Below are 22,330 nucleotides of genomic sequence, written 5' to 3'. Positions count from 1 at the left end.
TATTTTTTTCAACACACTGTGTAACTTTCTAGTTTGATCTTTGAATATTCAATCCACCTTGGGTACGCTACGCGGTTACCGCTGGATAATATTGGTTGCGGTAATAATTCCATATACGATGCACTATGGATCTCCGCATTGCTTATGATGACGTACCCTCCCATGTCTCTTGGCGTCTTAAGCACCTACATTCCTTCGTTCGGTCTAGTCATAAGGCGGAGGCTGGCGAAGCTCCTATAGGGACTCACTGGTCTGATGGAAAAATATAATGCCGGCTTCTCCGTGTCATCCAATTTTCTAGTCATTCACTCAAAATATAATGCTTAGGCAGCTCTTTCGAGCTTGGGAATGTCCCTCATCATTTGCTTGGCATCAAATGCCATATGCTTCGTACAGATTGCGTGCAGTACTTTCAGTAGTTTTCCACAGAGAACTACAATGGACTGTTTTTTCCGTAATGGGTTCACTTGCCTTGTTGTGTAATACTCGTGCAGTTGTCTAAATGCCTTGTTATGCCGGATCATCGGCATCATGACTCGGAAGAGCAGCGCACGTAGCTGGCTTCTTCCTCTTTTTGATATGCGTTTCTGTCCTTTGTGTTGTCCTGAAGAATTCTCCCTGAGTGTCAATCCCGCGAGTTTGAGTAGTTGGCGTGGATGGTCATAATGGGCGAAACTGCCGACTTCGGATAGTAGATCGATAATGGTTACGTCCCCAAGACCGGGAACTGTTTGGAGATACTCATACTCAACCGTCATCTGAATGAGTTCAGTCAGTCTTTCTTGAAGGGACTTTAGCTCTTTTTCAAGTTGGCGATAACGTTGGACAAGTGTGGTGATCTCAATACGGGCCATCGTATGTCCTTCTGTTACGCCAATGGAAATAAGCGCTGAATCAATGAGTTTCCTAGCTTTCGGTATCTGAGGGGACTTCAGTCCCTCGACCTGCCGATAGATCTCAACCAGTTCAATTGGCTCTTTACCCGCTACGTCGACTGGGAATGGTGTACATTCCAGTACGGCGAGTGCCATTTTACCGAAGTTAGGAAACACTTGTTGAAACTCTGGAAAATAGCGATCCGTCCAGCGAATTATCTTGTTTTTCACAGTGTTCATTTCTTCGGTGAGATTACCTCTAAGTGTCGCACCGACACGCAGCTCAGCCTCCGTCTCTTTCAAGATACGCGGATAACTGTATCGACCGTCTTTCACTAATCGGGCGATGACGAGGGCATCTTTAGCGTCGTTCTTCGTCTGGAGGTTGTCGTCAAGCTCCTTGGATTTCTTTACATGCATTGGATTACACACGACGAGGGGGATGCCCCGATCGTCGAGAAAGTAAGCTAGGTTGAGCCAGTAGTGGCCGGTCGGCTCGATGCCGATAATGACATCGGTTTTGCCAAATTGTCTCTTGGCGTCGAGAATGCATTCATAGAAGTATTCGAATCCTTGTCTCGATTGGTAGACAGGAAACGATTTCTTAAGGAGCAGGCCACGTTCATCGACCATGCACGCATAATGTGTGCGTTTGGCGATATCCATCCCAATGACTAGCGTTTTATCGGTGACTTGATTAATTTTAGCGTTTTGCGTAAAATTCATGATGAGTCCTCCTTGGTATTAAATTAGGGGTCAATTCGTGCAGATTTGACACCCCGCATCATACCAAGAGGGCTTTTTGTGTTCAAGTCCCCGAAAAAACTTCTAACAGGAATGCTCCTGTATATAATTAAAAGTAAATCCTGTTTTCTAAACGACTTTGGAATGCGTATATTTAGAACGGACGTCGCCCTTTAACAAATTAAGAAAGCCGTATGGTTTATTACTTTAACATATTAGTAAAATTTGTTCAAGAAGAATTGAAAGTAATGTCCAGTTTATTGGTCAAGTCATCAATTGTTAAAGCAAGAATTCGATGGAGTTTACCTGGAAACGGACCCTCAGTTATGAGGAGAAAAGTATGAATGATACGTGAATGAATACTGTATGACGAAGCTAATCCAGTAAGGAGTGCTTAGCTTCACGGGGGGCTGGCAGAAGTATGAAGTGCAAGTCATAGAGTAAGAAAAAGGGGTGTTATAAGAATAACTGAAGATGCCAGGCACTCCATCCGCAATTTAGTGCCTGGCATCTTTTTATTAATCGGCTGTCAAGCAGTTTAAACAAACGCTTCCGTACTGTCCGTCCGCAGTTTACGGTATATCTGCAAGCCCATCAAAGTAACTTCAGCGATAATTAGCAGTACAATCACTGCCGGCAAGAAAAATTGCAGCGGCTGTGCCAACAGATCGATCCATTGATGCTGGCCGGCGGGAATTTGTTCGGTAAAGAAAAGAAACATGCCGAATGTAAACACCCGAGCCCATTGGGTTGGTGAATAGACAAAGATGCCTTGACGCCAGCCGAGTTTCCGAATCCGCTGAAAAGCCCATATAATTTCAATTATTTCGATGACCAGGAAGAAAATGAATGAAAGAATCCACACGATGTAAATTAGAGAGGGTGCCGCAGGATAAGCTAGTGTAAGTGCCACGCCTGTAATGGATATTGCACCGTGTAAAATACAATTCGTATTAATCCAGTTGACCGTCAAGTCTTTATCCGAAGCACTTGCATAACGGTACACAATCAGCAAAAAGTTCAGTATATAAAACAGTGAGCCAATGATGAGCAGACTGCCGGCCGGTCCTGTCCAATCCGCACGGTCAAACACATGATAGCCCGAAATGACAATGGATTGTGTGGAGACGCATGTCAGCAGCAATCCGCCATGAATTTGCTGTATATACTTTTTTAGATTTGTAAAAATGAACATATAATTTCTGATGACAAGTCCAATATAGAGTAACCAAAACGTAAAATTTATATAAAATAGAATTTCCATTGAACCGAATGTGTTTTTATCTGACAGCAAAATAAGTATAATCGACACGGATGCAATCCACGTGCCAATCGAAAAACTCGATATAGGATCTTCCACATGAAGCAAATAAAAATCTTTCTGAAACACATCGAAGAGGTAATGAATCAGTATCCAAAATGCGCCAAGAATAATCACATAAAATACGGCGCTGTTTGCAGCCGGAAAATAGACGGAACCGACGCTTTTCCATGCAATGCCCATCGACATAAGGGGAGCACCTGCAACTGTGGAAATCACTGGCTTATGTCCAAGCTTTTTAACGGTCATCGCCAGAACAAACACAGTGAGAAATAATAGTATAAACATAGTCCTATCCCTCTGCTTTGACTTTCTCTTCCTGCATAAATCATATCATATAAACATAAACCCGATGAATTCAATTTTTCCATACATATACACTTTTTTACATTGTGATTTTTCAACTAAGGAGCCGGACCCCAAAACTTTTTGGGATCCGGCACCATGCAGTAAGATATATTTTCCAAATTATTCGGGACGCAGCTTTTCCTGTTCTATCAGATAGTCAGCAATGTTCGCGCCTATGAAAAACGCGGGTGCGGAAGTATTGCCATCCGACACAAAAGGGGCAATAGAATCATCGGCGACGATCAAATCCTGCACGCCATACACTTCTCCTTTGATTTCACGAGTAATTACGTATAAAATGTAGTTCTGTACCTTTTGAAATTACTGAAGGAGTACGTTTGAATAGATAGAATACATGTTTTAGTGGAGGGTCTTTATGAATTATAGAATCAGTAACAAGCAAGTATTTGAACAAGCACAGCTGCGTTCGGTTTCAGATGTGCCGTTTACTGAAGAAGAACTTCAAAACGGTATGAAGCTGGCGACAGCCAAGGAAGACGCTACGCTGGCGCTGTATTTGGTAGAAGTAGACGGTCATAAGAAATTTGAGGTTCGCTGGGATGATTCGCACGAGCTTTTCACCGGCTGGTATTCCGCCTGGGATAACTTCACATGGTGCCTAAACATCGCGGGTAATTAATTGTACTTATACTCGTGACCCATATGCTGTAATAAAAAGACTCCGCTGGTTTATGCAAACTGGCGGAATTTTTTCGCGTTCACTGAACAAGTGAAAAAATTCTTCTGCATCTTTAGTGAACTTACGTGGTGTGCGAATCTTTTTTGTGAGTGCCCAAAATAGATTTGCACACATATGCTATTACATAAGAATATGTTTGTGTGATTCACACGGGGAGAGGAGCTGCTGATTCATGGCGACAAAACCGCAGCGATTACAAAAGGGCGACACGATAGGGATTGTGACGCTTGGAAGTCCAATGGCGGCTAATCGTATTACGGAAGGGATTCGGATGCTGCAAACGATGGGGTATAAAGTCATTGTGGGGGATCATGTGTATTCTGCTAATGGCTTTCTGGCAGCGACTCCCCGGCAAAGGGCTTCGGATTTAATGAAGATGTTTAACAATCCGGATGTAAAGTGGATTTTACCTGCCCGCGGCGGAGTCGGTGTGGCAAGTATTTTGCCATTCCTTGATTTTAACGTGATTAAACAAAACCCTAAAATCATTTCAGGATACAGCGATATCACGATTTTATTAAATGCGTTATTTGAGTATGCAGATCTCATCGGTTTACAAAGCTTGTTATTGTTAGATTTTAATCCGGGAACTCCACAATATAATTTTAATCAATTCTTTTCGGCGGCGTCACAAATCACCGCGCCCTGGCAAATTGTCAACCCGCCTGGCGTTCCGCTAATTGGAACGGTTCCCGGAAATGCCACAGGACAAATTGTAGGCGGTAATCTCACGTCGTTTCTAGGCACTTTAGGCACGTCCTATGAAATCAATACTGAAGGCAGAATTCTTCTTTTGGAAGAAACACATGAACCGGTCAATACGGTGTATCGCTACTTAAACCATTTAGCGATGGCAGGGAAATTTGACGACTGCGCAGGAATTATTATGGGACAATGCACGAACTGTGACCCAGCCTACGGGAAAAGCTACGCGGATTTGATCAATGAATTTCTAGTTCCGTTCGGAAAACCTTTATTGACCAACCTGGCGACTGCACATAGCTATTATAAAGCGGCAATTCCTATTGGAGCCAATGTTCAAATGGATACGGTGAATCGAACGCTGACGGTGATGGAGCCGGTGGTGAGAGTGTAATCAAAACACAGTACTGCATGGCTGATGACCTGACGCAGTAACTCAACGTTCCCAAGTGGTTACTGTTCTTTTACCCAGCGTATACAGCTGGTTTCCATGACAAATATTCACTAAACAGTTTTACTGATATATGAAAGGTTTAGGGGTATAATAATGTAGTAAGAGGGTCTATTTCATTAACATCAACATCAGATACAGCTACTGTGTTGAATAGATAGCTTTCAAAGACAACAAGAATAGCGGGTGAGGAAAATGGGGAAGTATCAATTAGACAGCAAAGGTAAGGCGGCTGTGGCAAAGTATCATGAAAAAAACAAGCCAGCCCAATTTGATAAAAAGCAGCAACTTGATAAAATCCGTACGGCGTATTTGGAAAAAAAGAAAAGCCAAGCAGTTGATTAAATGCGTTCAGTTTTCCGTATAATACAGAAACAGTTCTGAATTGTACTGGTATTCCGTACGCAGCTGATTTTTGGCAATTACGTGTTTAAAGATGGCAATGTAGAGTACCTATGTAAGAAACAACATGAATGTTTACATGTTCATGAAGGTTTCAAGCAATAGGTGCTTTTTTGAGGCTGTATTCTGATATACGTCCTCATTTGATGATTGAGGACAGCGTGAAATGGGATTGCATGAAAAGGCGGCAGCCTAAATAAAATTTTTAACAAGGTGGGAGACACATTGAATTTATTAAATGTTAGAAAAGGGCAATTTGTTTACTATAAAAACAAGCTGCATAAAGTCTATTCTGTCAAAGCATTTTTTAAGCAGTCGATTCACCTCGTTCGGCTCGAAGATTATGAACAGCAGCTGGCAACAGCTAAAGAAATTACGCTGTATAAACCAAAGCATATGGACAGTTTTATAGTCAATCATAAACGATACACATTGCACAAGGACGTCAAGGCAAAGGTCGGAGATTATATTTTAATTATCAATCCTCAGCCAGATTCTCTGGATCACCATCACCTTCATGCGATGGAAATCGTCTCTTCAATTGAACCATATGGCGTCATCAGTAATCAGTCCAACGGGATCAAGCATAACGAGTATTGGACGATGATCCCTGGGCTGGAAGAAGGCGCAAACATCATCGACGTGGAAAATCAGGATGCAGATTATATACATGAACAAAAACAAGTCTTGCATGAAATCCATACACCAAAAACGTATGTACCTAAAATAGGCGATGTGTACCAGCGCAATAACAATGGCCCGATTCTGCAGGCGATGGTTGTAGCTATCCAGGGGGAGACTGTTTATTTAGGCGGGAATCTTGAAGTGCAGCTGGATGAGCTGACCGATGCAGATTCCTGGAGCTTTGTGCACAACATACTCAATTAATATTCTGAAGTGCTGTTGAAAGAGGGAATCCAGCCCGCGAATAGCACTAGCAGTGAGAGATCAGGTTTTATTTCTGATCTCTTTTTTTGTATGCAATTTATTTTCTCATACTTATTTTCTCACACGTTAAGACTGCATTTTACCCGCAGTATAGCCGCCGTCCACAGCAAGCGTCACGCCGCTGATTGATTTTGCAAGGTCCGAACATAGAAACACAACCGCATTTGCTTGATCTTCTGCGGTAGACATTTTACCGGCTGGAAGCGATGAAAGCACAGCTTCATATTGTTCGGGAGAAGTTTTTGCCCAATGTTCAATTGCAGGCGTAATCGTTGCACCCGGCGCAATGGAATTGATCGTAATGCCTTGCTGACCGTACTCCAAGGCAACTGATTTAGTCAGACCGGCAATGGCGTGCTTAGAGGCAGTGTAAGGAGCCATGTTTGGTGAACCTTCAATACCAGCACCTGACGCCGTATTAACAATGGCACCGCCGCCCGTTTTCAGCATCGCATTGATCTCATGCTTGATGCAGTAAAACGTGCCATAGAGATTTACTTGTAGTGTAATATCCCAATCCTTGGAATCCATTTCTCCAATGGGCTTTAATCCCTTGTTAATGCCTGCATTGTTATGCGCAAAGTCCAGCTTGCCGAATGTTTCAACGGTTTTATTTACAAGTCCGATTACTTGCTCCTCATCACTGACATCACATTTGAAAAAGGCTGCTTCCCCGCCTAGATTCTTGATCATTTCAACCGTTTCTTGTCCTGCCTCTTCACTGACGTCCGATATCATAACCTTTGCGCCTGCCTTCGCCAATGCAACAGCGGCTGCTCTGCCAATCCCTGAACCTGATCCTGTGACCAAACCTGCTTTTCCTTCCATAATTCCCGCCATGAAAAACACTCCTTTTTATACACGCATTTAGTAGGTTACATAGAAATTTATACATAGTAAGTAGGGTGAACTGAATGGGAAGAACACTCTCACAAAGTTTTCTATAAAATAACATACGCCCCTTTTCAAGCAAAATCAACTAGCTAGTTTAGTGTCTAACTACTTTCAAAGAGACTGTGGATGAATTGAGGTAGAGGATCGCGCTAAAAACCGAGTCCGCCGCGCCAGCCTGTGTTGTATTCGCGCTATGTAAGCGTCCCGCCGCGCCCCGATAATCCAAATACAGACAGATTCACAACTCTGACGCATATAGGCCGATTCAGCGGAATATTCTATAAGACATACAAAAATTATAGAGGGGGGTAATTATGAAACTTTTAATTAGGTGGTCCAATGCATTGATGGAACGCTACTTACCGGACCCGTATATTTTCGTAGCCATTTTGACGTTGGCTGTATTCTTGCTCGGGCTTGGATTCACCGATTCGGGGCCGCTTGACATGATCGTTCATTGGGGAGACGGTTTCTGGGGGCTTTTAGCGTTTACAATGCAAATGGTTATCGTACTGGTCGCGGGGTATGTGCTGGCTATCAGTCCAGTATTTAAGAAACTGCTAAGTACACTTGCGGGCTTGGCGAAATCACCTGGCTCGGCAATCATCCTCGTTTCAGTTGTCGCGCTGATTGCTTGTTGGATTAACTGGGGCTTCGGCCTGGTCATTGGGGCTCTATTCGCGAAAGAAATTGCCAAAAAAGTAACAAATGTCGACTACCGTCTGTTAATTGCAAGTGCGTATTCAGGTATGATTATTTGGCATGGCGGCCTGGGGGGATCCATCCCGCTATCGATAGCCACCGCAGATCATCCATTCGCTGACATAATGGGTGTCGTTTCAACTTCTGAAACCATCTTCTCCACGTATAACGTAATTATCGTCATTACGCTGCTCATTCTTATTCCCATTTTGAACCGGTTTATGATGCCGAAGCCAGAAGATACCGTTACTGTCGATCCTAAGCTGTTGGAGGATCATATCGAAATGGAAGCAAGTACAGATAATACCCCGGCCAGCAGACTTGAAAACAGTTTGATTATTTCCATGCTGATCGGCGCAATCGGTCTTATTTATCTCATTCAGCATTTCATAACAAAAGGGTTCGATTTAAACTTAAACATCGTAAACTTTATTTTCCTAATTCTTGGTGTTATTTTCCACGGAACGCCAAAACGTTTCCTCGCAGCTGTTACAACCGCAGTGAAAACAGCCGGCGGTATCATCATCCAATTTCCGTTCTATGCGGGAATTATGGGGATGATGGTTGCTTCAGGGTTAGCTGGTGTCATGTCCGAATGGTTTGTTTCTATTTCGAGTGACACTACTTTCCCGCTGTTCACTTTCTATGCGGCGGGACTTGTTAACTTTTTCGTGCCATCCGGCGGCGGCCAGTGGGCAGTGCAGGCTCCAATTATGCTGGATGCCGCGCAAACTCTAGGCGTCAGCTATTCTAAAACAGCTATGGCGATTGCATGGGGCGATGCATGGACAAATATGATTCAGCCGTTCTGGGCATTGCCGGCACTCGCCATCGCAGGACTGCGCGCAAAGGATATTATGGGCTACTGTATTTTCATTCTCTTAGTAAGCGGAGTTATTATAAGTATCGGTTTATATTTCTTCTGAATGAATGTGAAACGACTGGGGAGATTCCAGTCGTTTTTTTGATGTGTGCGGTTTAGGTGTTACTTTGACCGGTGATTTGCATTTATTTCAAGCAGTATTTTGCATACTTCACTATTTTTATTTGTGTGTATTAGCAGATTGATCAGCAATTATTCTTACATTACATATTTTAATCAGTCATTTCATTTTTAAAAGAAAATTACACATTGCAGAAAAGGTTGCATCCATTTTCAAAAGGCAGAAATAAGCCGTGTATGATGATGGAAAACGTCGCACTCATTTTATTTATAGAGATCAATATAGTTTATTTTACAACTGCTAAACCAAAGAATTTCTCACTAACATTCGATCCGAAACGTTTCGTAATTTATATATTCTGCAAGCTCATTAAAAAAATAACATCGAATTAATTAAAATTCTACGCGAATACTAGTGTGAAGTTTTGAGATAACTTCTGTTCCTTAATCGGCATATTTGCGATAGGACAACCTGTACTGCAAATGTGTGCAATTCAGGAAAAAGGATAATTCCGCTAAAGGGCCAAATTCTTGAGTTTTGGTAAATAAAAAAAGACTAACAACTCGTTAGTCTTTTAGTATATAGATATGACCATTTAAATTAAGGTCATGAGAGATCCACCTATAGCTCCAGAAACAACAATAACCCAAGGGGGAAGCTTCCAGTAGGCAAGCATACTAAATAAAATTGCAGCTAAAGCAAAATCAACAGGTGCTAAAATAGAGCTTGTCCAAATCGGAAAATAAAAAGCGGAGATTAAAATTCCAATTACTGCTGCATTTACACCCATTATTGCACCTTTAATTTTAGGGTTTTTACGCAAACTATCCCAAAATGGCAATGCGCCAAGAATAAGAAGGAAGGCAGGTAAGAAAACTGCTAACGTTGCGACTAAACCGCCCTGCCAACCTTTCATAACAGTTCCTAGATAGGCCGCAAATGTAAATAACGGTCCTGGTACTGCCTGGGTCGCACCATAACCTGCTAAGAAAGCCTCTTCGCTTATCCAACCCATTGGTACAAGTTCCTGTTCTAATAAAGGCAAAACGACATGACCACCACCGAAGACTAAAGAACCGGAACGATAAAAACTATCGAACATTGCTACCCAATAAGATCCAGTTACTTCTCTTAAAACGGGGAATAGAAACAACAAAGCGAAAAATAGCGTGAGACAGATCACAGAGACTCTTTTGGTAATAGGAAAACTTGATTTTGTTTCTTCAACTACATCATGTTTTTTAAATAAAAGGAACCCAAAGAATGCTGCAATTAAAATGACGCCAACTTGAGTAAAAGCTGATTGCCAAAGAAGAGTCCCTATAAGTGCAAATAGGGCGAAGGCTTTTCTTTTTAAATCAGGCGTCAAGTTTTTGGCCATTCCGATAATGGCGTGTGCAACTACTGCAACTGCCACAATCTTTAATCCATGTAACCACCCAGCATTTCCGATATCAGTTCCAGTGAGCAGTAAAGCAAAAAGGATAAGTGCAATTACTGAAGGTAATGTAAAACCAATAAAGGATGTAATTCCACCTAATACACCTGCCCGCATAACACCAATGCCAATACCCACTTGGCTACTGGCCGGACCCGGTAAGAACTGTGATAAAGCAACTAAATCTGCATAACTCTTTTCATCCATCCACTTTCTTCTTCGGACATATTCTTCATGAAAATAACCTAAATGAGCTGTTGGTCCACCAAAAGAGGTAAGCCCAAGCCGTGTTGAAATTAAAAGTATCTCCAAAAATGATTTAATTCTACTAGTTTGTTTAGAATGATTCATTGTAAGCTCCTTTTGTTAATCTTTGATTTCTTTGAAGAGTTCATAAGCCTTTTTTCTGGCTTCAATAAAGACTAGATCTCCTTTTTCAGTTGTCGTGTAATATTTTCTGATTTTCCCGTTCACGTTCTTATCTTCTCTTATTAGAAGTCCATCAGATTCCATTGAATGTAGAATAGGATAGAGAGTTCCAGAACCGATACTATAACCGTGTTCCCTGAGTTCTTCTAACATCCATACTCCGAAAATGGGATGCTCTTTTGCGTGATGTAATATGTGTATGTGAATAAAACCAAGAAACAATTTTCGTAATACTTTATCTTCCAAACTATCACCCCCAAACATTGATATTGCACCTCAATATTGCTTTTCGATATTGAGACTATATTATACGTTCTGCTTATTTACAATGCCAAAACTAACATTTACATAATCTTTACATCACGTCGAAAGAATTTCTTCCGTAAACGGGGGCGTCTGCTTCACAAGTAATCGCACCAATACCGCAATATGGGCTTATTCCTAAGAAAGGAGAATCTTAATAAACTATAAGGAAAAACATTCTTTATTTTGTTGCGGGACTCCTAACTTACTTCGTAGTCTCAACTCTTACAGAATTATTATAAAAACAAAGGCCGATTGTATAAACGGATGCTTTAACGGTACAAGATTTGTGCTTCAAACTGGCCACTTGATAGTACGAAGAGGATTCAATTGGAATATGTTCTAATCTTTATTGGATTAATGATTTTGGCATTTATTAGTTTTATGTTTTGGAGAAGTATTGCGTATTGGAAATGGTGATTAGATTTTTGTTGGCAGTAGTGTTTTAGCTATGCAAAGTTCTGTTATCATAACGTTTTTAATAAATCTCGTCTTAAAACAGAAATAGAAACTACAGTAAAAAAGTTTCCAGTATTTATTTCTGCAATCTGATCCGATCAGCAGACTTGAAGAGGCTTCAGGTTCCATGAAATAAAGACGGCCCCGCAACGGCGATTTTTGCTGCTGCGGAGTTTATTTTATTTGATTGCATCTCACAGTGAAAAATTATTTGTAACGATATGTCACCATTTCGGATCTTCAAGTGTGTTAGTAGTGAAAGGAGTTGAAAGCTGTTGCGGAAATTCAGCTTGAATACAGAGGCAGAGCGGATCATCGATACATATGGCCATATGCTGTTCAGGATTTGTCTCGTTATTCTATGTAATGAGAAAGACGCAGAGGATGCTGTACAGGACACTTTTATTGCGTATCTGACGAAATCACCGGTTTTCAACGATCCGGAACATGAGAAAGCGTGGTTCATCACGACGGCAACGAACCGCTGCAAAAATATGAGAAGGTATCATTTCATCCGCAGACATGCAGATATACATGATCTGCAGATTTATGCGAAGGATGATTCATACCACGACTTGCTCGAACAGCTCATGAGATTGCCTGTCAAACATAAAACAGCCATGCTGCTGCATTATGTGGAGGGCTATAAAGTTGATGAAATAGCGGACATCCTTGTCATTACATCGTCAGCTGTAAAGAAGCGCTTGCAACGGGGAAGAGAGCTTCTCCGGGAAAAATATCGAAAGGAGAATCCATATGGAATTTGAAAAGCTCAAAGATGCTGTCCGTTCAATCGAGATGCCGAAAGCGATGGAGGACCGAATGAAGAAAAATATCCGGAAGAAAATGCAGGTTCAGCCAAATCGCATGAAATGGGTTTCGGCCGCATGTGCATTTGGTGTGCTGCTGACCATGATGCTCGTGATGCCGAACCTGAATAAGACAGGTGATGCCGCGGACTTTGCGATCACCGCCTATGCAATGGGTGATGAAGGGCAAGAGATCCATACGGACGTCACAACAGAAAAAGCTATAGTCGAAACAGGGACGGATTTCCGGGAAGGATTAATTGCGATAAGTGGAAGCGGCCCTAATTATATTTTCACGGATGTCAGACTCGGGGTAACCGGGGAACAGATTGAGTCGATCACGTACAAGCTAAACGATGGTATGTTTATTGAGGATGTGACATTATCATACGAAAAGTTTATTGATAAAGAATGGCTGCTGGCAGAAAACATTAATTTCATTGGGAGAGAACTCGACTCTGATGTGTATGAAGGGATAAAGGATGTAGGGAACAGTTATCAAGTGCGCTATGAAGATCAGGATCAACATAATTATACACTGGCACTCCCTCACGACGGCAATGAAGCAGTAAGTGAAGGGATCATCATTACGGTACAAGTAGAATACAAAGATGGAAACACTGAGCAGCAAGAGATCATGGTAACTCAAGAATCAAATGAGATTGTGTTAAAGCTGATGTAATACAATTAAGATCTTTATGTCGCTCAATAAGCCGGAATCCACGAAAGCCGGTAGCTGACGTGGATTTCTTTTGACTGATTTCGTAAAACACTCCTATATATGGTTTTTTGACTGGAGCTTTATTAATAGTCGTTGGCAATGCAATTTACGTTTTCTATAAAAGAATGAAAAACAATAGGGCAAAAAGTGAAAATAATAGTTAGATTTGTAGCTGTTTTCGAATAAATGCTGTTGACGAACTCTTATGAACCTTTCAATTTAATTAAATAATAGGGCGCGATTGCGGTATAATGTTTGAAGCAGTCGCTCAGTTGATCGGAGCGGAAGCCGGCCACTCTGGTAGGTTCACCGCTCGCCCTCCAGAAACGCGTCCGGCTGCAGCGCAGATCAATGGGGTGTAGCCATTATCCCGGTAGTTGAACTTTATTACATAAAGGTGCCAGGTCCCGACACTATTTTGAATTGTGTCGGGACCTGGCACTTAACTAGGAGGAATAAAAATTCACATACAAGATATCCATCCGCTATCAGCCGACAATAAGCAATGGAATGCAATTCAAACTTGTTTAAAAGATCAGGTGAGTATGGTAAACATAATGACTGCTGCTGATATCCAATTAATTGCGGGTGTGGATGTAGCTTACTGGGAGGATGAAGGAATTGAATGGGGTGTTTGCAGCATAATCGTCATTGACTATGCTGCAAAGACGGTTATTGAAGAAGTAAATAGCACGCAAGTTGTCACAGTCCCCTATATACCAGGATATTTGGCATTTCGGGAGCTTCCCTTGGTTATTGAAGCGGCCCAAAAGCTTACACACGCGCCAGATCTTTTTATGTTTGACGGCAATGGCTTTTTGCATCCGAGGCATATGGGCATCGCAACACATGCTTCGTTCTTTCTGAATAAACCAACTATCGGCATCGCTAAAAGTTACTTGAAAATAGCTGACGCCGAGTTTGAAATGCCTAAAAATAGGGCGGGCTCTTATGCAGATATAATTATAAATAAAGAGGTCTATGGCAGGGTTTTACGAACGCATCAAGACGTAAAACCTATATTTGTTTCGTGTGGAAACTATATAGACTTACCAACTGCAACAGCTATTACTAAGGAATTAATAAATAGTGAAAGCCGATTGCCCATACCGGTCAGGCTGGCGGATTTGGCAACAAGGAATAATAGAAGACAGCTGCGGAATTGAAAAAGGTGCCAGGTCCCGACACTATTTTGAATTGTATCGGGACCTGGCACCTTTATGATTACAGCTTTGCCCAACGTTCTTCTAACCAGTTCATAAATTCTGCACCTTTATCGCCTTCATATGCATCAAAGACATCTAAACGCATACGCTGCAGTTTATCCGCAAAGTCTGCCACCGTATGGTCTTTCGGCAAGCTTTTTTTCACACGGAGGAAGATCTTATCAGTGTTTTTGATAATATCAAAACGTGCAGGCAATGGCTGCTCCACGTCTACGCCAAACGCGGCAAGTGCTTCATAGGCTGCTAATTGCACTTGTCGGACAGGATCATGCTGCATACGATTTTTTAACAAATCTATGACTTTGTCATGTTGATATGCCGATAATATTTTGACTGCTTCTAAACGCTTTCGCCAGCTAGATGTATAATTGGCCTGCTTTTTTAATGTTTCATATTGCTCAGGTAATGCTGTTTCGAACGGTTCCAAGTAATTACACCTCTTTTTTTATCTAAAGAAAAAATGAATTCTTCTTCTGCTTTCCCCATTATACGATGTCTGGCTTAAAATAGCGATGAAACGTCAGCTGTATGCAGTGTCAATTCCTTTGTCTCCATATAGAAAATACAAAAATAAACGGAGAACCTCTTACTTTTATATAGTAGAGGGATTTTTGTTGAAAATGGTATAATTAAAACTTTTTTAAAAAAGTATCTGAATATCAAAAGAGGAAGAGTTGCCTTTTGTAAAAGCTTTTTTAATTGAGGAATTAAGAGCTTCCGGGGACGATTGTTATGTTAACCTGTTGTATATACCGGATGAATAGGAAGGTACTGTCAAACCGGCCAATTATGTAATCAATAATTTGATTAGAGAATAGGAGCGTGCATATATGACCGAACGTAAGATGAAAGAAACTGACAATAGTGTAATTGAATTTATTGAAATGATGGAAAATGAAAAGAAGAAGGCAGATGCTTATCAGTTATTAGAAATTTTTGAAGAGGCGACGGATTATAAAGGGAAAATGTGGGGTCCTAGTATTATAGGCTTTGGCAGCTACCATTATAAGTATGCATCAGGACGTGAAGGGGATGCACCTTTAGTCGGTTTTTCTCCAAGAAAAGCGAAAATTAGTCTTTATCTGTCATGTGAAAGGGAAGAGTTATTAGAAAGCTTTGGTAAACACACGAAGGGGAAGGCTTGTATATATGTCAATAAATTAGCAGATATTGATACGAATGTTTTAAAGGATTTAATAAAACAGTCAGTCGAGACATATCAGAATCTTTATCCGAACGAGTAAAATGATTGCCTTGTGTTTTCAATCCAATTCTATCTGGAAAAATGTTGATTTAAGTTTCACAGTTGCCAGATCAACAAACGAATACCTTCTTATATTTATATATCGATAGACTCATAAAAATTAATTAATTATATGGAGATGTTGCAAATGAATAAAAATGAATGTCCAAAATGTAATGGCACTGAATTTGGAGAGGGTACCGATTTTATGGCAGTTAAACCGCTAGACAAAAAAATGTCAGTTGGGTCGAATAAAATATTTACCTTCTGCTTAAATTGTGGAGAAGTTATTTCTGCAAGAATTGAAGACCCAGGTAAATTTCGGAAGTGAATTGTAGCCCTACTCACTTTGCTAAACCAGAGAGTATTGTCAACATATTTGAGTGGATTATGTTTTTGAAAACTAGTATCTTGCAGGGATGGATCGGTTAATTAAATTGATACTTAGTATTTACTTGATTCATAGTATGGGAGCGTGGAAATATGTTGTTGACAGAAGCTTGGGAAAAATATCAGTTCGATAAAAGAATTGAAGGCTACTCGCCGCTAACATTAAAAATGTATGGATTTCAATGTAATCTTCTAATGCGTTATTTAGGTAATATCCCCATGGACGAAATTACAGCGGATCATCTTAAACAATACTTGGGTAAAGTGGGGGTACATTTAAAACCATCGAGTTTGGGCCACCGTGTACGTTTTATTAAGTCATTATTTAGATGGACTCATGAAGAAGGGTTTATTTTAAAAAATCCGGCTGCAAAATTAAAAGAGCCTAAACTAGGAAAGCGGATTCCAAAGTTTCTTTCCAAACATGAAATTGAGCTTCTTAGAGAAGGCTGTCACACATCACAGGAGAATGCACTACTTGAATTTTTTTATTCAACAGGTTGCCGAATAGGCGAAATCGCGAAATTAAATCGTGACGATATTAACTTTGCAGGAAACTCGGTAATTGTCCATGGGAAAGGTGATAAAGAGAGGGAAGTATATTTCAATATACGCTGTGCGATTTGGTTGAAAAGATATTTAGATGAGCGCGATGATGAAGAACCATCTTTATTTGTCACAGAACGTAAACCAATACGACGAATGAGTGTGGATACTTTAAGATACGTTGTCAAACGAATTTCCAAGCGTGCCGGAATTAAAAAGACCATTCACCCGCATCAATTACGTCATAGCTATGCTACACATATGGTCGACAACGGTGCTCCACTTGAAATAATTCAAAGTCTTTTAGGTCATGAAAAGAGTGAGACGACGAGAATTTATGCTCATCTCAGCGGGAAATTAAGGTATGACTTTTACAAGAAGTATTTTTAATAGAAATGAGTTCGGTTGTCAGTCAGGGAAGAAACGTTAAACTTCAGTCTAAAAGGGGACACAATTCACATAAGAACTGGTGTCTCCTTTTTAATTGTGACTCAATGCCTTAACGGGTTGTACAATTGAGCTGAAATTGCTGCATTAATTTATATGATGTCGTTAATACCAATGCTAAAAGTATTTCATAACACTAATTTCTTGCAGGGTCTTGGAATTTTTATGTTAAACTAGATATAGATGGGGGAATAATTGGAATTATATTTTATTCAACAATCGGGCCATTTTATGAACGCTTTCACGTGTTCATAAATAGTAATTGTGATTGTAAATAAATACTTAATAAGAGTTGCAAATTAGTTAAAATACAAACTCAAATCGGAAGACAGGTTTTGAATGAATATATATATGTTGATAATGAGCTCATTATTTTTATTATTTATTGCAGGAAATACTTTTTATGTTACTTTTAAAAAATATCGAGAAGATGATGACTTTACTTTTAATACTTTAACTTGGATTGAAGTGATATTTAGTGTTCTATTATTAATTTCTGAAAAGTTTGTACCAAATAAATATCAAATTATTATCTTTAAAACTTTTTCCTTTTTATTTGGGATATTCTTTTTAGGATTTACAGTTTTATTATGGATCCTTTTTGCTTAATACATATCCCTTAACTAAAGGCACTTTAGTTGGATAACAATCTTCAATAATCGGGCGCGATTGTGTAGCATGGTTTATTCGTAATCACTTAGTTGATCGGAGTGGAAGCCGGCGACTCTGGGAGGATCAGCGGGACAGGTGAAACACCCAGCGAGCGAAGTGAGGGGTGTGGTTCACCGCCCGCCCTCCAGAACGCGTCCGGCTGCAACGCAGATCAACGGTTTCCAACCACTATTCCGCTATCTAACTAACGGCTACGATTGTTGAAAAAGCTTATTTGTAGTCGCTTAGTTGATCGTAGCGGAAGCCGGCGACTGGGAGGATCAGCGAGAGCCGTAACGAAGAACGGCTTTTGCGAGTGAAGCGCAGCGAGAAGGAGCACATCTCTGCTTTGATAGGTGAAACACCTAGCGAGCGAAGCGAGGAGTGTGGTTCACCGCCCGCCCATAGGACACGAGTCCGGCTGCAGCGCAGATCAACGGGTTCTAACCACAATCCCGATGGGGCACAATTGTGGAACATCAAAAGCCTAATTTCCCTAGCTTTTAAAAGGGAAATTAGGCTTTATTATTTATTTTTAATGCACAACCGCAATTACAACGAATGCAGAACAACTCTAAAATGGAAGGCTTGGGAACTGCACACGCAATGTTTTCCTTTTCATCCCTAAATCGTTTATACTGGAATTGACGGAACGAATATATGTTCTTGATTCGGCCGTACTTTATACATCCAGAGAGGTTTACATATGAAAGGGACTTCACATCTATTTGTCGGCACAGCCGTTGGTGCCATCGCGGGGTACGCTGTGCAGCCGGATATCAGAACCGCATTGATCGGCGCGGCTGTCGGTGGAATATCCGGCGTTGTTCCGGACCTCGACACGAACGGGCTCGCCAGCAATAGCATCACACTCAGCAAAAAAGTCAGCAAATGGCTCATGGAGACCGCCGGCATGGTCATATTGCTGACACTTATCTATCAGACGGTTATATACGGGCTGAGCAGCGACATATATTTGTACGGCGGCATCGGGCTTCTGCTGCTTATTGTTTCGCGCCTGATTACACAACGGAGGATGCTTACGATTACCGGTATCCTCGTCATGCTACTAGGGCTTGTCCTGGATCAGTCGCCGGGCGTTCTACTCGCGGGCAGCTATATCATCATTGCTTCATTTCTGCCGCACCGGTCCTACACGCACTCTATCCTAGGCATTGTTTTCTATGTATATATTTTGAAGCAGCTGTACGCACAATGGCCCGTCGACGGCCTTATTGCCGCAGGGACGGCGGGTTATATCAGCCACTTATTTGCTGACATGAAACTGCTTCCCGTCAACCGTCGCGGCGTCAAATGGTTCCTGCCGTTGTGGAAACGGGAATTTTGAAGCGAATGAATGTAATATACCTTTTTATGCAAGTGTCAAATGACTATGCAATTTATCAGGACATGGCACGTGCCATAAAAGCTGCTTACTTTTCTTTGTCTTGCAGCTGTGCAATTGCTAAACAGGAAACACCGATTGACAGTAGGGTGATGGCAGGATCTGCAGATAAATCGCCCAATATATTTAAAACAAGTGTACTCACACCCATTGCCAAAGCAACTGCCTTGAAAATGATTATGAAATTTTTCATAAGAATATGCTCCAATCCGCCAGCTGGTGACAAATAATTATTTTGTAATCGCACCTATTTATTTAATCGGTTTTTTTATTGGAACAGTCGCCGCAAATGAATGTTCCTTCGTTTCTTCCACACGCTTTACTTTCATTAGTACACGCTTCACATATAGGTTTACCCCAGAGCATTTTCATTTCTTACTTCCCGTCGTTGTTCTTGTCAGTCTTAGTGGTAAACGCAGTCATCAATATCATAAACACAGACAATAAAGCCCATAAGAAGAATCCCCAATGACTTGTGATTAAGGATAATACTAAAAGAAAGCAAGTACTGCGCTTGAAATATTGGGCTAACCTAAATTTTTGAGACAATATAAAACACCTTCGAAGTGGTACACTTGTAAAAAGTACTTACAACGGAGGTGTTTTTGCGTGGGCAAAAACGTATATTCAAGCGAAGTAAAATGGGCAGTTGTCAAAGATAAATTGAGTGGGGAATTAACAACTAAAGAAATTATGGAGAAGCACGGAGTCAAAAATAAATCCCAGATTGAAACCTGGATGAGATGGTATCGTGCAAATGAAATATATCGTTTTGATCAACCGATAGGTAAACAATATACCTTCGGTCATGGGCCAGAACTTTCGAGTGAAGCGGACAAGAAAGAACGACAGATGTCTCATTTAAAAATGGAGAATGAGATTCTAAAAAAGTACATGGAGATCGAAAGGAGATTGAGAAAGAAATAGTTCTTCAGATTGTGGAAAAACTAAAAAAGAAGTATACAATAACAGCCATTTTATCCGCATTAGGAGTACCACGAGCTACCTACTATAGGTGGCGTCTGGAGGAAACGGATAAGTCTCTTTCAGTGGAAGAGGAGGCTATTATAGAATTGTGTAAACGCACTAAATATCGGAATGGACATAGAAAAATCAAAGCATTTCTAAAGCAGGAATACAACATAGAATTGAATCGCAATACGGTTCAACGCCTCATGCAAAAGCATAACTTACAGTGTCGTATCAAGCCTAAACGAAAGTGGAAATCTCAAGGGGAAAGTATCATAATTGCCCCAGATCTTCTTAAACGTAATTTCACAGCTAGTGAACCGAATCAGAAGTGGGTAACCGACATCACCTATATCCAGTATGGTAGTACGACAAAATATCTTTCAACCATTATGGATTTATACAATAATGAAATTGTTGCTTACAAATTATACGACCATCAACAGACACCACTCGTAATTGACACATTAAAGGCGGCACTAGCTGCGAGAAACCACCCCACAGGAGTGATTATACATTCGGATCAAGGGAGTGTGTATACGTCATACGCGTATCAAGCCTATATCAAGGATAACGACCTGATCGGCAGCATGTCACGTCGAGGAAACTGTTGGGACAATGCGGTGATTGAATCATTTCATTCGAGTCTGAAATCTGAAGAATTTCAATACGTTAAATTTAATTCATTACGCAATAATATTGTAGTTGAACGAGTAATTGCCTATTTAAATTATTATAATGAAGAACGTATCCAAGAAAAATTAGGCTACCTGACACCGATAAAATATGGTGTCAAAGCAGCCTAATCATGGTGTTTTATATGTGTCTCATATCGCTAGGTCAGTCTACACAGTTACTTCTTTTATTTAGTCAGTCCAAAAGGAGAAGTGGTGAAAAAGTACGATGGCATCACGAAGAGCCAAAATGAATTGCTCGTGGAAGACGTGAAGACCGTGTCAGGAAAGTAAGACAAGCAGCCGTTATGCTTCGGTTCTGATACCCGCTGAATAACGGCAAAGGAGCTGCCCGGAAAAGTCACAAAGACTTTACGGACAGCTCCTGTACTGTTTTTTCGTTTACCATTTTGGCACGCCAACGTGGCTTTCGACCCACTCTTCACTGTAATGAATCGTTGCGTTCGCCTGATGCAGCGGCACAACTTTAAAGCGGTTCTGCTGATTCCTGATGACACCTGTCGGGAAAAACCGCGGGTCATCGATTGTCACTTCCGTCAGGTCGCCTGTTTGTTCCTTCGTCACTGACAATCTGGCAATCCCGCCAAAATTCGTGTAATCAAACGGCTGGGCAGAGTAGAAGTTGCCGAGCGAGAAGAAAACTTTTGTGTTGCCGACTTCACCATAGCGCTGCAGTACATGCGGGTGATGCCCGAAAATGACATCGGCACCTGCATCTGAGACGAATTGCGCGAGGTCAGCCTGGTCTTCCGAGGTTTCTAAATGATACTCCGGACCCCAGTGCAGCGACACAATCGTAACGTCCACCAGCGGCTTCATCTCTTGGATTTCATTTTCTATCCGATCCCGGTTGATATAGTTGACCAGGTATTCTTTGTCCTGCAGGTCGAGTGCAATATTAGTTCCGTACGTATATGCCAATACACCAATCTTGATGCCATTCACATCAACAATTCGCTGAGTCTTACGGTCTTTGAAAGATTCATAAGCCCCGACATACGGCATCCCGAACTCTTGCGCGTGTTCAATAGATTTCCGCACCCCGATTTCACCTTTGTCGAACGTATGGTTATTGGCAAGAGTAATCATATCGACACCTGCGTTTTGCAGATCAGGAATGATATGCTTAGGACTGTTGAATTTCGGATACGTGGACAGTCCAAGTTCCGTTCCCCCCGGCATGGATTCCTGGTTTGCCAGCAGGAAGTCGATTCCGGTCATTTTCTCTTGTACCGCTTCAAAGGCAAAGTCGAAGCTTGGATATGTATAGATGGGATTATGCAGCAGCACATCTCCAACCATCCCGATTGTCGCTGTACTGATGGAGGTCTTTTCTATTTTTTGTTCTGTTTCGACTTCCGTTACGGCCTCTGCCGAAGTCACCGCTGAGTCTTTACTTGCGTTTTCTTGCGGTCTGTCAGAAAGCGCATATTCTCTGGAATTCCAGTCTTGCCATAAAATTACGCCTCCTGCAATCCAAATAACCAGTAATGAAGCGACAAGCCATTTTCTTTTCAAAGTAATCTCTCCATGTCAATTTGTCGGGTTTTCCATATTCCGCCTATATA

22 protein-coding genes are annotated in these 22,330 nt (G+C 41.2%); 13 read left to right on the top strand and 9 right to left on the bottom strand.

What is annotated here, in order from left to right; genetic code table 11:
• Positions 1-323: 323 nt before the first annotated feature.
• The 3 genes from SporoP33_RS04135 to SporoP33_RS15930 form a co-directional block, all read right to left on the bottom strand.
• Positions 324-1,601 carry an IS110 family RNA-guided transposase gene (locus SporoP33_RS04135; RefSeq protein ID WP_081242563.1) on the bottom strand — a complete coding sequence of 426 codons (1,278 nt, stop codon included), beginning with the start codon at positions 1,599-1,601 and terminating at the stop codon, positions 324-326.
• A 556-nt stretch (positions 1,602-2,157) separates the two neighbouring features.
• Positions 2,158-3,228 carry a TDT family transporter gene (locus tag SporoP33_RS04130; RefSeq protein WP_081242562.1) on the bottom strand — a complete coding sequence of 357 codons (1,071 nt, stop codon included), beginning with the start codon at positions 3,226-3,228 and terminating at the stop codon, positions 2,158-2,160.
• 180 nt (positions 3,229-3,408) lie between these two features.
• Positions 3,409-3,543, bottom strand: a complete 135-nt coding sequence (locus tag SporoP33_RS15930; protein ID WP_231293297.1) for a hypothetical protein — start codon at positions 3,541-3,543, stop codon at positions 3,409-3,411.
• Between the two features lie 121 nt (positions 3,544-3,664).
• Here SporoP33_RS15930 and SporoP33_RS04125 point away from each other — a divergent pair, with 121 nt between their 5' ends.
• The 4 genes from SporoP33_RS04125 (at position 3,665) to SporoP33_RS04115 (ending at position 6,431) form a co-directional block, all read left to right on the top strand.
• Positions 3,665-3,928: a hypothetical protein gene (locus tag SporoP33_RS04125; RefSeq protein ID WP_081242561.1), complete on the top strand. Its 264-nt coding sequence runs from the start codon at positions 3,665-3,667 to the stop codon at positions 3,926-3,928.
• A 232-nt stretch (positions 3,929-4,160) separates the two neighbouring features.
• The gene (locus SporoP33_RS04120; RefSeq protein WP_081242560.1) at positions 4,161-5,084 is read left to right on the top strand and encodes a S66 peptidase family protein; all 924 of its coding nucleotides are present in this window, start codon (positions 4,161-4,163) and stop codon (positions 5,082-5,084) included.
• A 252-nt stretch (positions 5,085-5,336) separates the two neighbouring features.
• Entirely contained in the window at positions 5,337-5,486 is a 150-nt protein-coding gene (locus tag SporoP33_RS16205) for a hypothetical protein (RefSeq protein WP_196796848.1), read from the top strand.
• Between the two features lie 282 nt (positions 5,487-5,768).
• A complete protein-coding gene (locus SporoP33_RS04115) occupies positions 5,769-6,431 on the top strand; it encodes a hypothetical protein (protein WP_081242559.1) in 663 nt (220 codons plus the stop codon).
• Between the two features lie 126 nt (positions 6,432-6,557).
• On the opposite strand, the gene SporoP33_RS04110 is transcribed toward SporoP33_RS04115, so the two are convergent.
• A complete protein-coding gene (locus tag SporoP33_RS04110) occupies positions 6,558-7,331 on the bottom strand; it encodes an SDR family NAD(P)-dependent oxidoreductase (RefSeq protein ID WP_081242558.1) in 774 nt (257 codons plus the stop codon).
• A 368-nt stretch (positions 7,332-7,699) separates the two neighbouring features.
• On the opposite strand from SporoP33_RS04110, the gene SporoP33_RS04105 reads away from it, so the two are divergent.
• Positions 7,700-9,013, top strand: a complete 1,314-nt coding sequence (locus SporoP33_RS04105) for a short-chain fatty acid transporter (protein ID WP_081242557.1) — start codon at positions 7,700-7,702, stop codon at positions 9,011-9,013.
• A gap of 613 nt (positions 9,014-9,626) precedes the next feature.
• On the opposite strand, the gene chrA is transcribed toward SporoP33_RS04105, so the two are convergent.
• Together chrA and SporoP33_RS04095 are read right to left on the bottom strand one after the other, a co-directional pair.
• Positions 9,627-10,820, bottom strand: a complete 1,194-nt coding sequence (gene chrA, locus SporoP33_RS04100; protein ID WP_081242556.1) for a chromate efflux transporter — start codon at positions 10,818-10,820, stop codon at positions 9,627-9,629.
• A gap of 15 nt (positions 10,821-10,835) precedes the next feature.
• Positions 10,836-11,144 (bottom strand): PadR family transcriptional regulator, encoded by a 309-nt coding sequence (locus tag SporoP33_RS04095; RefSeq protein WP_081244743.1) that lies wholly within the window; start codon positions 11,142-11,144, stop codon positions 10,836-10,838.
• 791 nt (positions 11,145-11,935) lie between these two features.
• Here SporoP33_RS04095 and SporoP33_RS04090 point away from each other — a divergent pair.
• The 3 genes from SporoP33_RS04090 to SporoP33_RS04080 all read left to right on the top strand — a co-directional run bounded on the left by SporoP33_RS04090 (position 11,936) and on the right by SporoP33_RS04080 (position 14,356).
• A complete protein-coding gene (locus SporoP33_RS04090; protein WP_231293296.1) occupies positions 11,936-12,427 on the top strand; it encodes an RNA polymerase sigma factor in 492 nt (163 codons plus the stop codon).
• Positions 12,417-13,151: a hypothetical protein gene (locus SporoP33_RS04085; protein WP_196796847.1), complete on the top strand. Its 735-nt coding sequence runs from the start codon at positions 12,417-12,419 to the stop codon at positions 13,149-13,151. The genes SporoP33_RS04090 and SporoP33_RS04085 overlap by 11 nt, the downstream gene beginning before the upstream one ends.
• Before the next feature lie 494 nt (positions 13,152-13,645).
• Entirely contained in the window at positions 13,646-14,356 is a 711-nt protein-coding gene (locus SporoP33_RS04080; protein WP_369821965.1) for an endonuclease V, read from the top strand.
• Between the two features lie 58 nt (positions 14,357-14,414).
• Here the strand turns inward: SporoP33_RS04080 and SporoP33_RS04075 are convergent, their stop codons facing one another.
• Entirely contained in the window at positions 14,415-14,843 is a 429-nt protein-coding gene (locus tag SporoP33_RS04075; RefSeq protein ID WP_081242552.1) for a HEAT repeat domain-containing protein, read from the bottom strand.
• Positions 14,844-15,246: 403 nt separating this feature from the next.
• Between SporoP33_RS04075 and SporoP33_RS04070 the strand changes: the two genes are divergently transcribed.
• The 4 genes from SporoP33_RS04070 (at position 15,247) to SporoP33_RS04050 (ending at position 19,041) form a co-directional block, all read left to right on the top strand.
• Positions 15,247-15,660, top strand: coding sequence for a DUF1801 domain-containing protein (locus tag SporoP33_RS04070; protein WP_081242551.1), 414 nt, complete (start codon positions 15,247-15,249; stop codon positions 15,658-15,660).
• 147 nt (positions 15,661-15,807) lie between these two features.
• Positions 15,808-15,990 carry a hypothetical protein gene (locus SporoP33_RS04065; protein WP_081242550.1) on the top strand — a complete coding sequence of 61 codons (183 nt, stop codon included), beginning with the start codon at positions 15,808-15,810 and terminating at the stop codon, positions 15,988-15,990.
• Between the two features lie 152 nt (positions 15,991-16,142).
• Positions 16,143-16,985, top strand: a complete 843-nt coding sequence (locus tag SporoP33_RS04060; RefSeq protein WP_081242549.1) for a tyrosine-type recombinase/integrase — start codon at positions 16,143-16,145, stop codon at positions 16,983-16,985.
• Positions 16,986-18,399: 1,414 nt separating this feature from the next.
• On the top strand, positions 18,400-19,041 hold the full coding sequence (locus SporoP33_RS04050) for a metal-dependent hydrolase (protein WP_081242547.1): 642 nt from the start codon (positions 18,400-18,402) through the stop codon (positions 19,039-19,041).
• 85 nt (positions 19,042-19,126) lie between these two features.
• Here SporoP33_RS04050 and SporoP33_RS15925 read toward each other — a convergent pair whose 3' ends face one another.
• Complete coding sequence (locus SporoP33_RS15925; RefSeq protein ID WP_155961302.1) at positions 19,127-19,291, bottom strand: hypothetical protein; 165 nt, start codon at positions 19,289-19,291, stop codon at positions 19,127-19,129.
• A 416-nt stretch (positions 19,292-19,707) separates the two neighbouring features.
• On the opposite strand from SporoP33_RS15925, the gene SporoP33_RS04045 reads away from it, so the two are divergent.
• A protein-coding gene (locus SporoP33_RS04045) for an IS3 family transposase (RefSeq protein WP_099662801.1) occupies positions 19,708-20,873 on the top strand; the annotation gives its coding sequence in 2 pieces (ribosomal slippage) (positions 19,708-19,984 and positions 19,984-20,873; 1,167 coding nt in all).
• Between the two features lie 270 nt (positions 20,874-21,143).
• On the opposite strand, the gene SporoP33_RS04040 is transcribed toward SporoP33_RS04045, so the two are convergent.
• Positions 21,144-22,280, bottom strand: coding sequence for a CapA family protein (locus SporoP33_RS04040; RefSeq protein WP_081242546.1), 1,137 nt, complete (start codon positions 22,278-22,280; stop codon positions 21,144-21,146).
• Positions 22,281-22,330 lie beyond the last annotated feature (50 nt).

This window comes from Sporosarcina sp. P33, assembly GCF_002077155.1.
Classification (GTDB): domain Bacteria; phylum Bacillota; class Bacilli; order Bacillales_A; family Planococcaceae; genus Sporosarcina.
The sequence above is the reverse complement of the archived record's forward strand: the minus strand, read 5'-3'. Positions and strand labels throughout refer to the sequence as shown.

What these genes read in the sequence shown, in the direction of transcription:
- SporoP33_RS04135 (WP_081242563.1), bottom strand. Translation starts at nt 1,601, where the DNA reads ATGAATTTTACGCAAAACGCTAAAATTAATCAAGTCACCGATAAAACG.
- SporoP33_RS04130 (WP_081242562.1), bottom strand. Translation starts at nt 3,228, where the DNA reads ATGTTTATACTATTATTTCTCACTGTGTTTGTTCTGGCGATGACCGTT.
- SporoP33_RS04125 (WP_081242561.1), top strand. Translation starts at nt 3,665, where the DNA reads ATGAATTATAGAATCAGTAACAAGCAAGTATTTGAACAAGCACAGCTG.
- SporoP33_RS04120 (WP_081242560.1), top strand. Translation starts at nt 4,161, where the DNA reads ATGGCGACAAAACCGCAGCGATTACAAAAGGGCGACACGATAGGGATT.
- SporoP33_RS16205 (WP_196796848.1), top strand. Translation starts at nt 5,337, where the DNA reads ATGGGGAAGTATCAATTAGACAGCAAAGGTAAGGCGGCTGTGGCAAAG.
- SporoP33_RS04110 (WP_081242558.1), bottom strand. Translation starts at nt 7,331, where the DNA reads ATGGCGGGAATTATGGAAGGAAAAGCAGGTTTGGTCACAGGATCAGGT.
- SporoP33_RS04105 (WP_081242557.1), top strand. Translation starts at nt 7,700, where the DNA reads ATGAAACTTTTAATTAGGTGGTCCAATGCATTGATGGAACGCTACTTA.
- chrA (WP_081242556.1), bottom strand. Translation starts at nt 10,820, where the DNA reads ATGAATCATTCTAAACAAACTAGTAGAATTAAATCATTTTTGGAGATA.
- SporoP33_RS04085 (WP_196796847.1), top strand. Translation starts at nt 12,417, where the DNA reads ATGGAATTTGAAAAGCTCAAAGATGCTGTCCGTTCAATCGAGATGCCG.
- SporoP33_RS04070 (WP_081242551.1), top strand. Translation starts at nt 15,247, where the DNA reads ATGACCGAACGTAAGATGAAAGAAACTGACAATAGTGTAATTGAATTT.
- SporoP33_RS04065 (WP_081242550.1), top strand. Translation starts at nt 15,808, where the DNA reads ATGAATAAAAATGAATGTCCAAAATGTAATGGCACTGAATTTGGAGAG.
- SporoP33_RS04060 (WP_081242549.1), top strand. Translation starts at nt 16,143, where the DNA reads ATGTTGTTGACAGAAGCTTGGGAAAAATATCAGTTCGATAAAAGAATT.
- SporoP33_RS04050 (WP_081242547.1), top strand. Translation starts at nt 18,400, where the DNA reads ATGAAAGGGACTTCACATCTATTTGTCGGCACAGCCGTTGGTGCCATC.
- SporoP33_RS15925 (WP_155961302.1), bottom strand. Translation starts at nt 19,291, where the DNA reads ATGAAAAATTTCATAATCATTTTCAAGGCAGTTGCTTTGGCAATGGGT.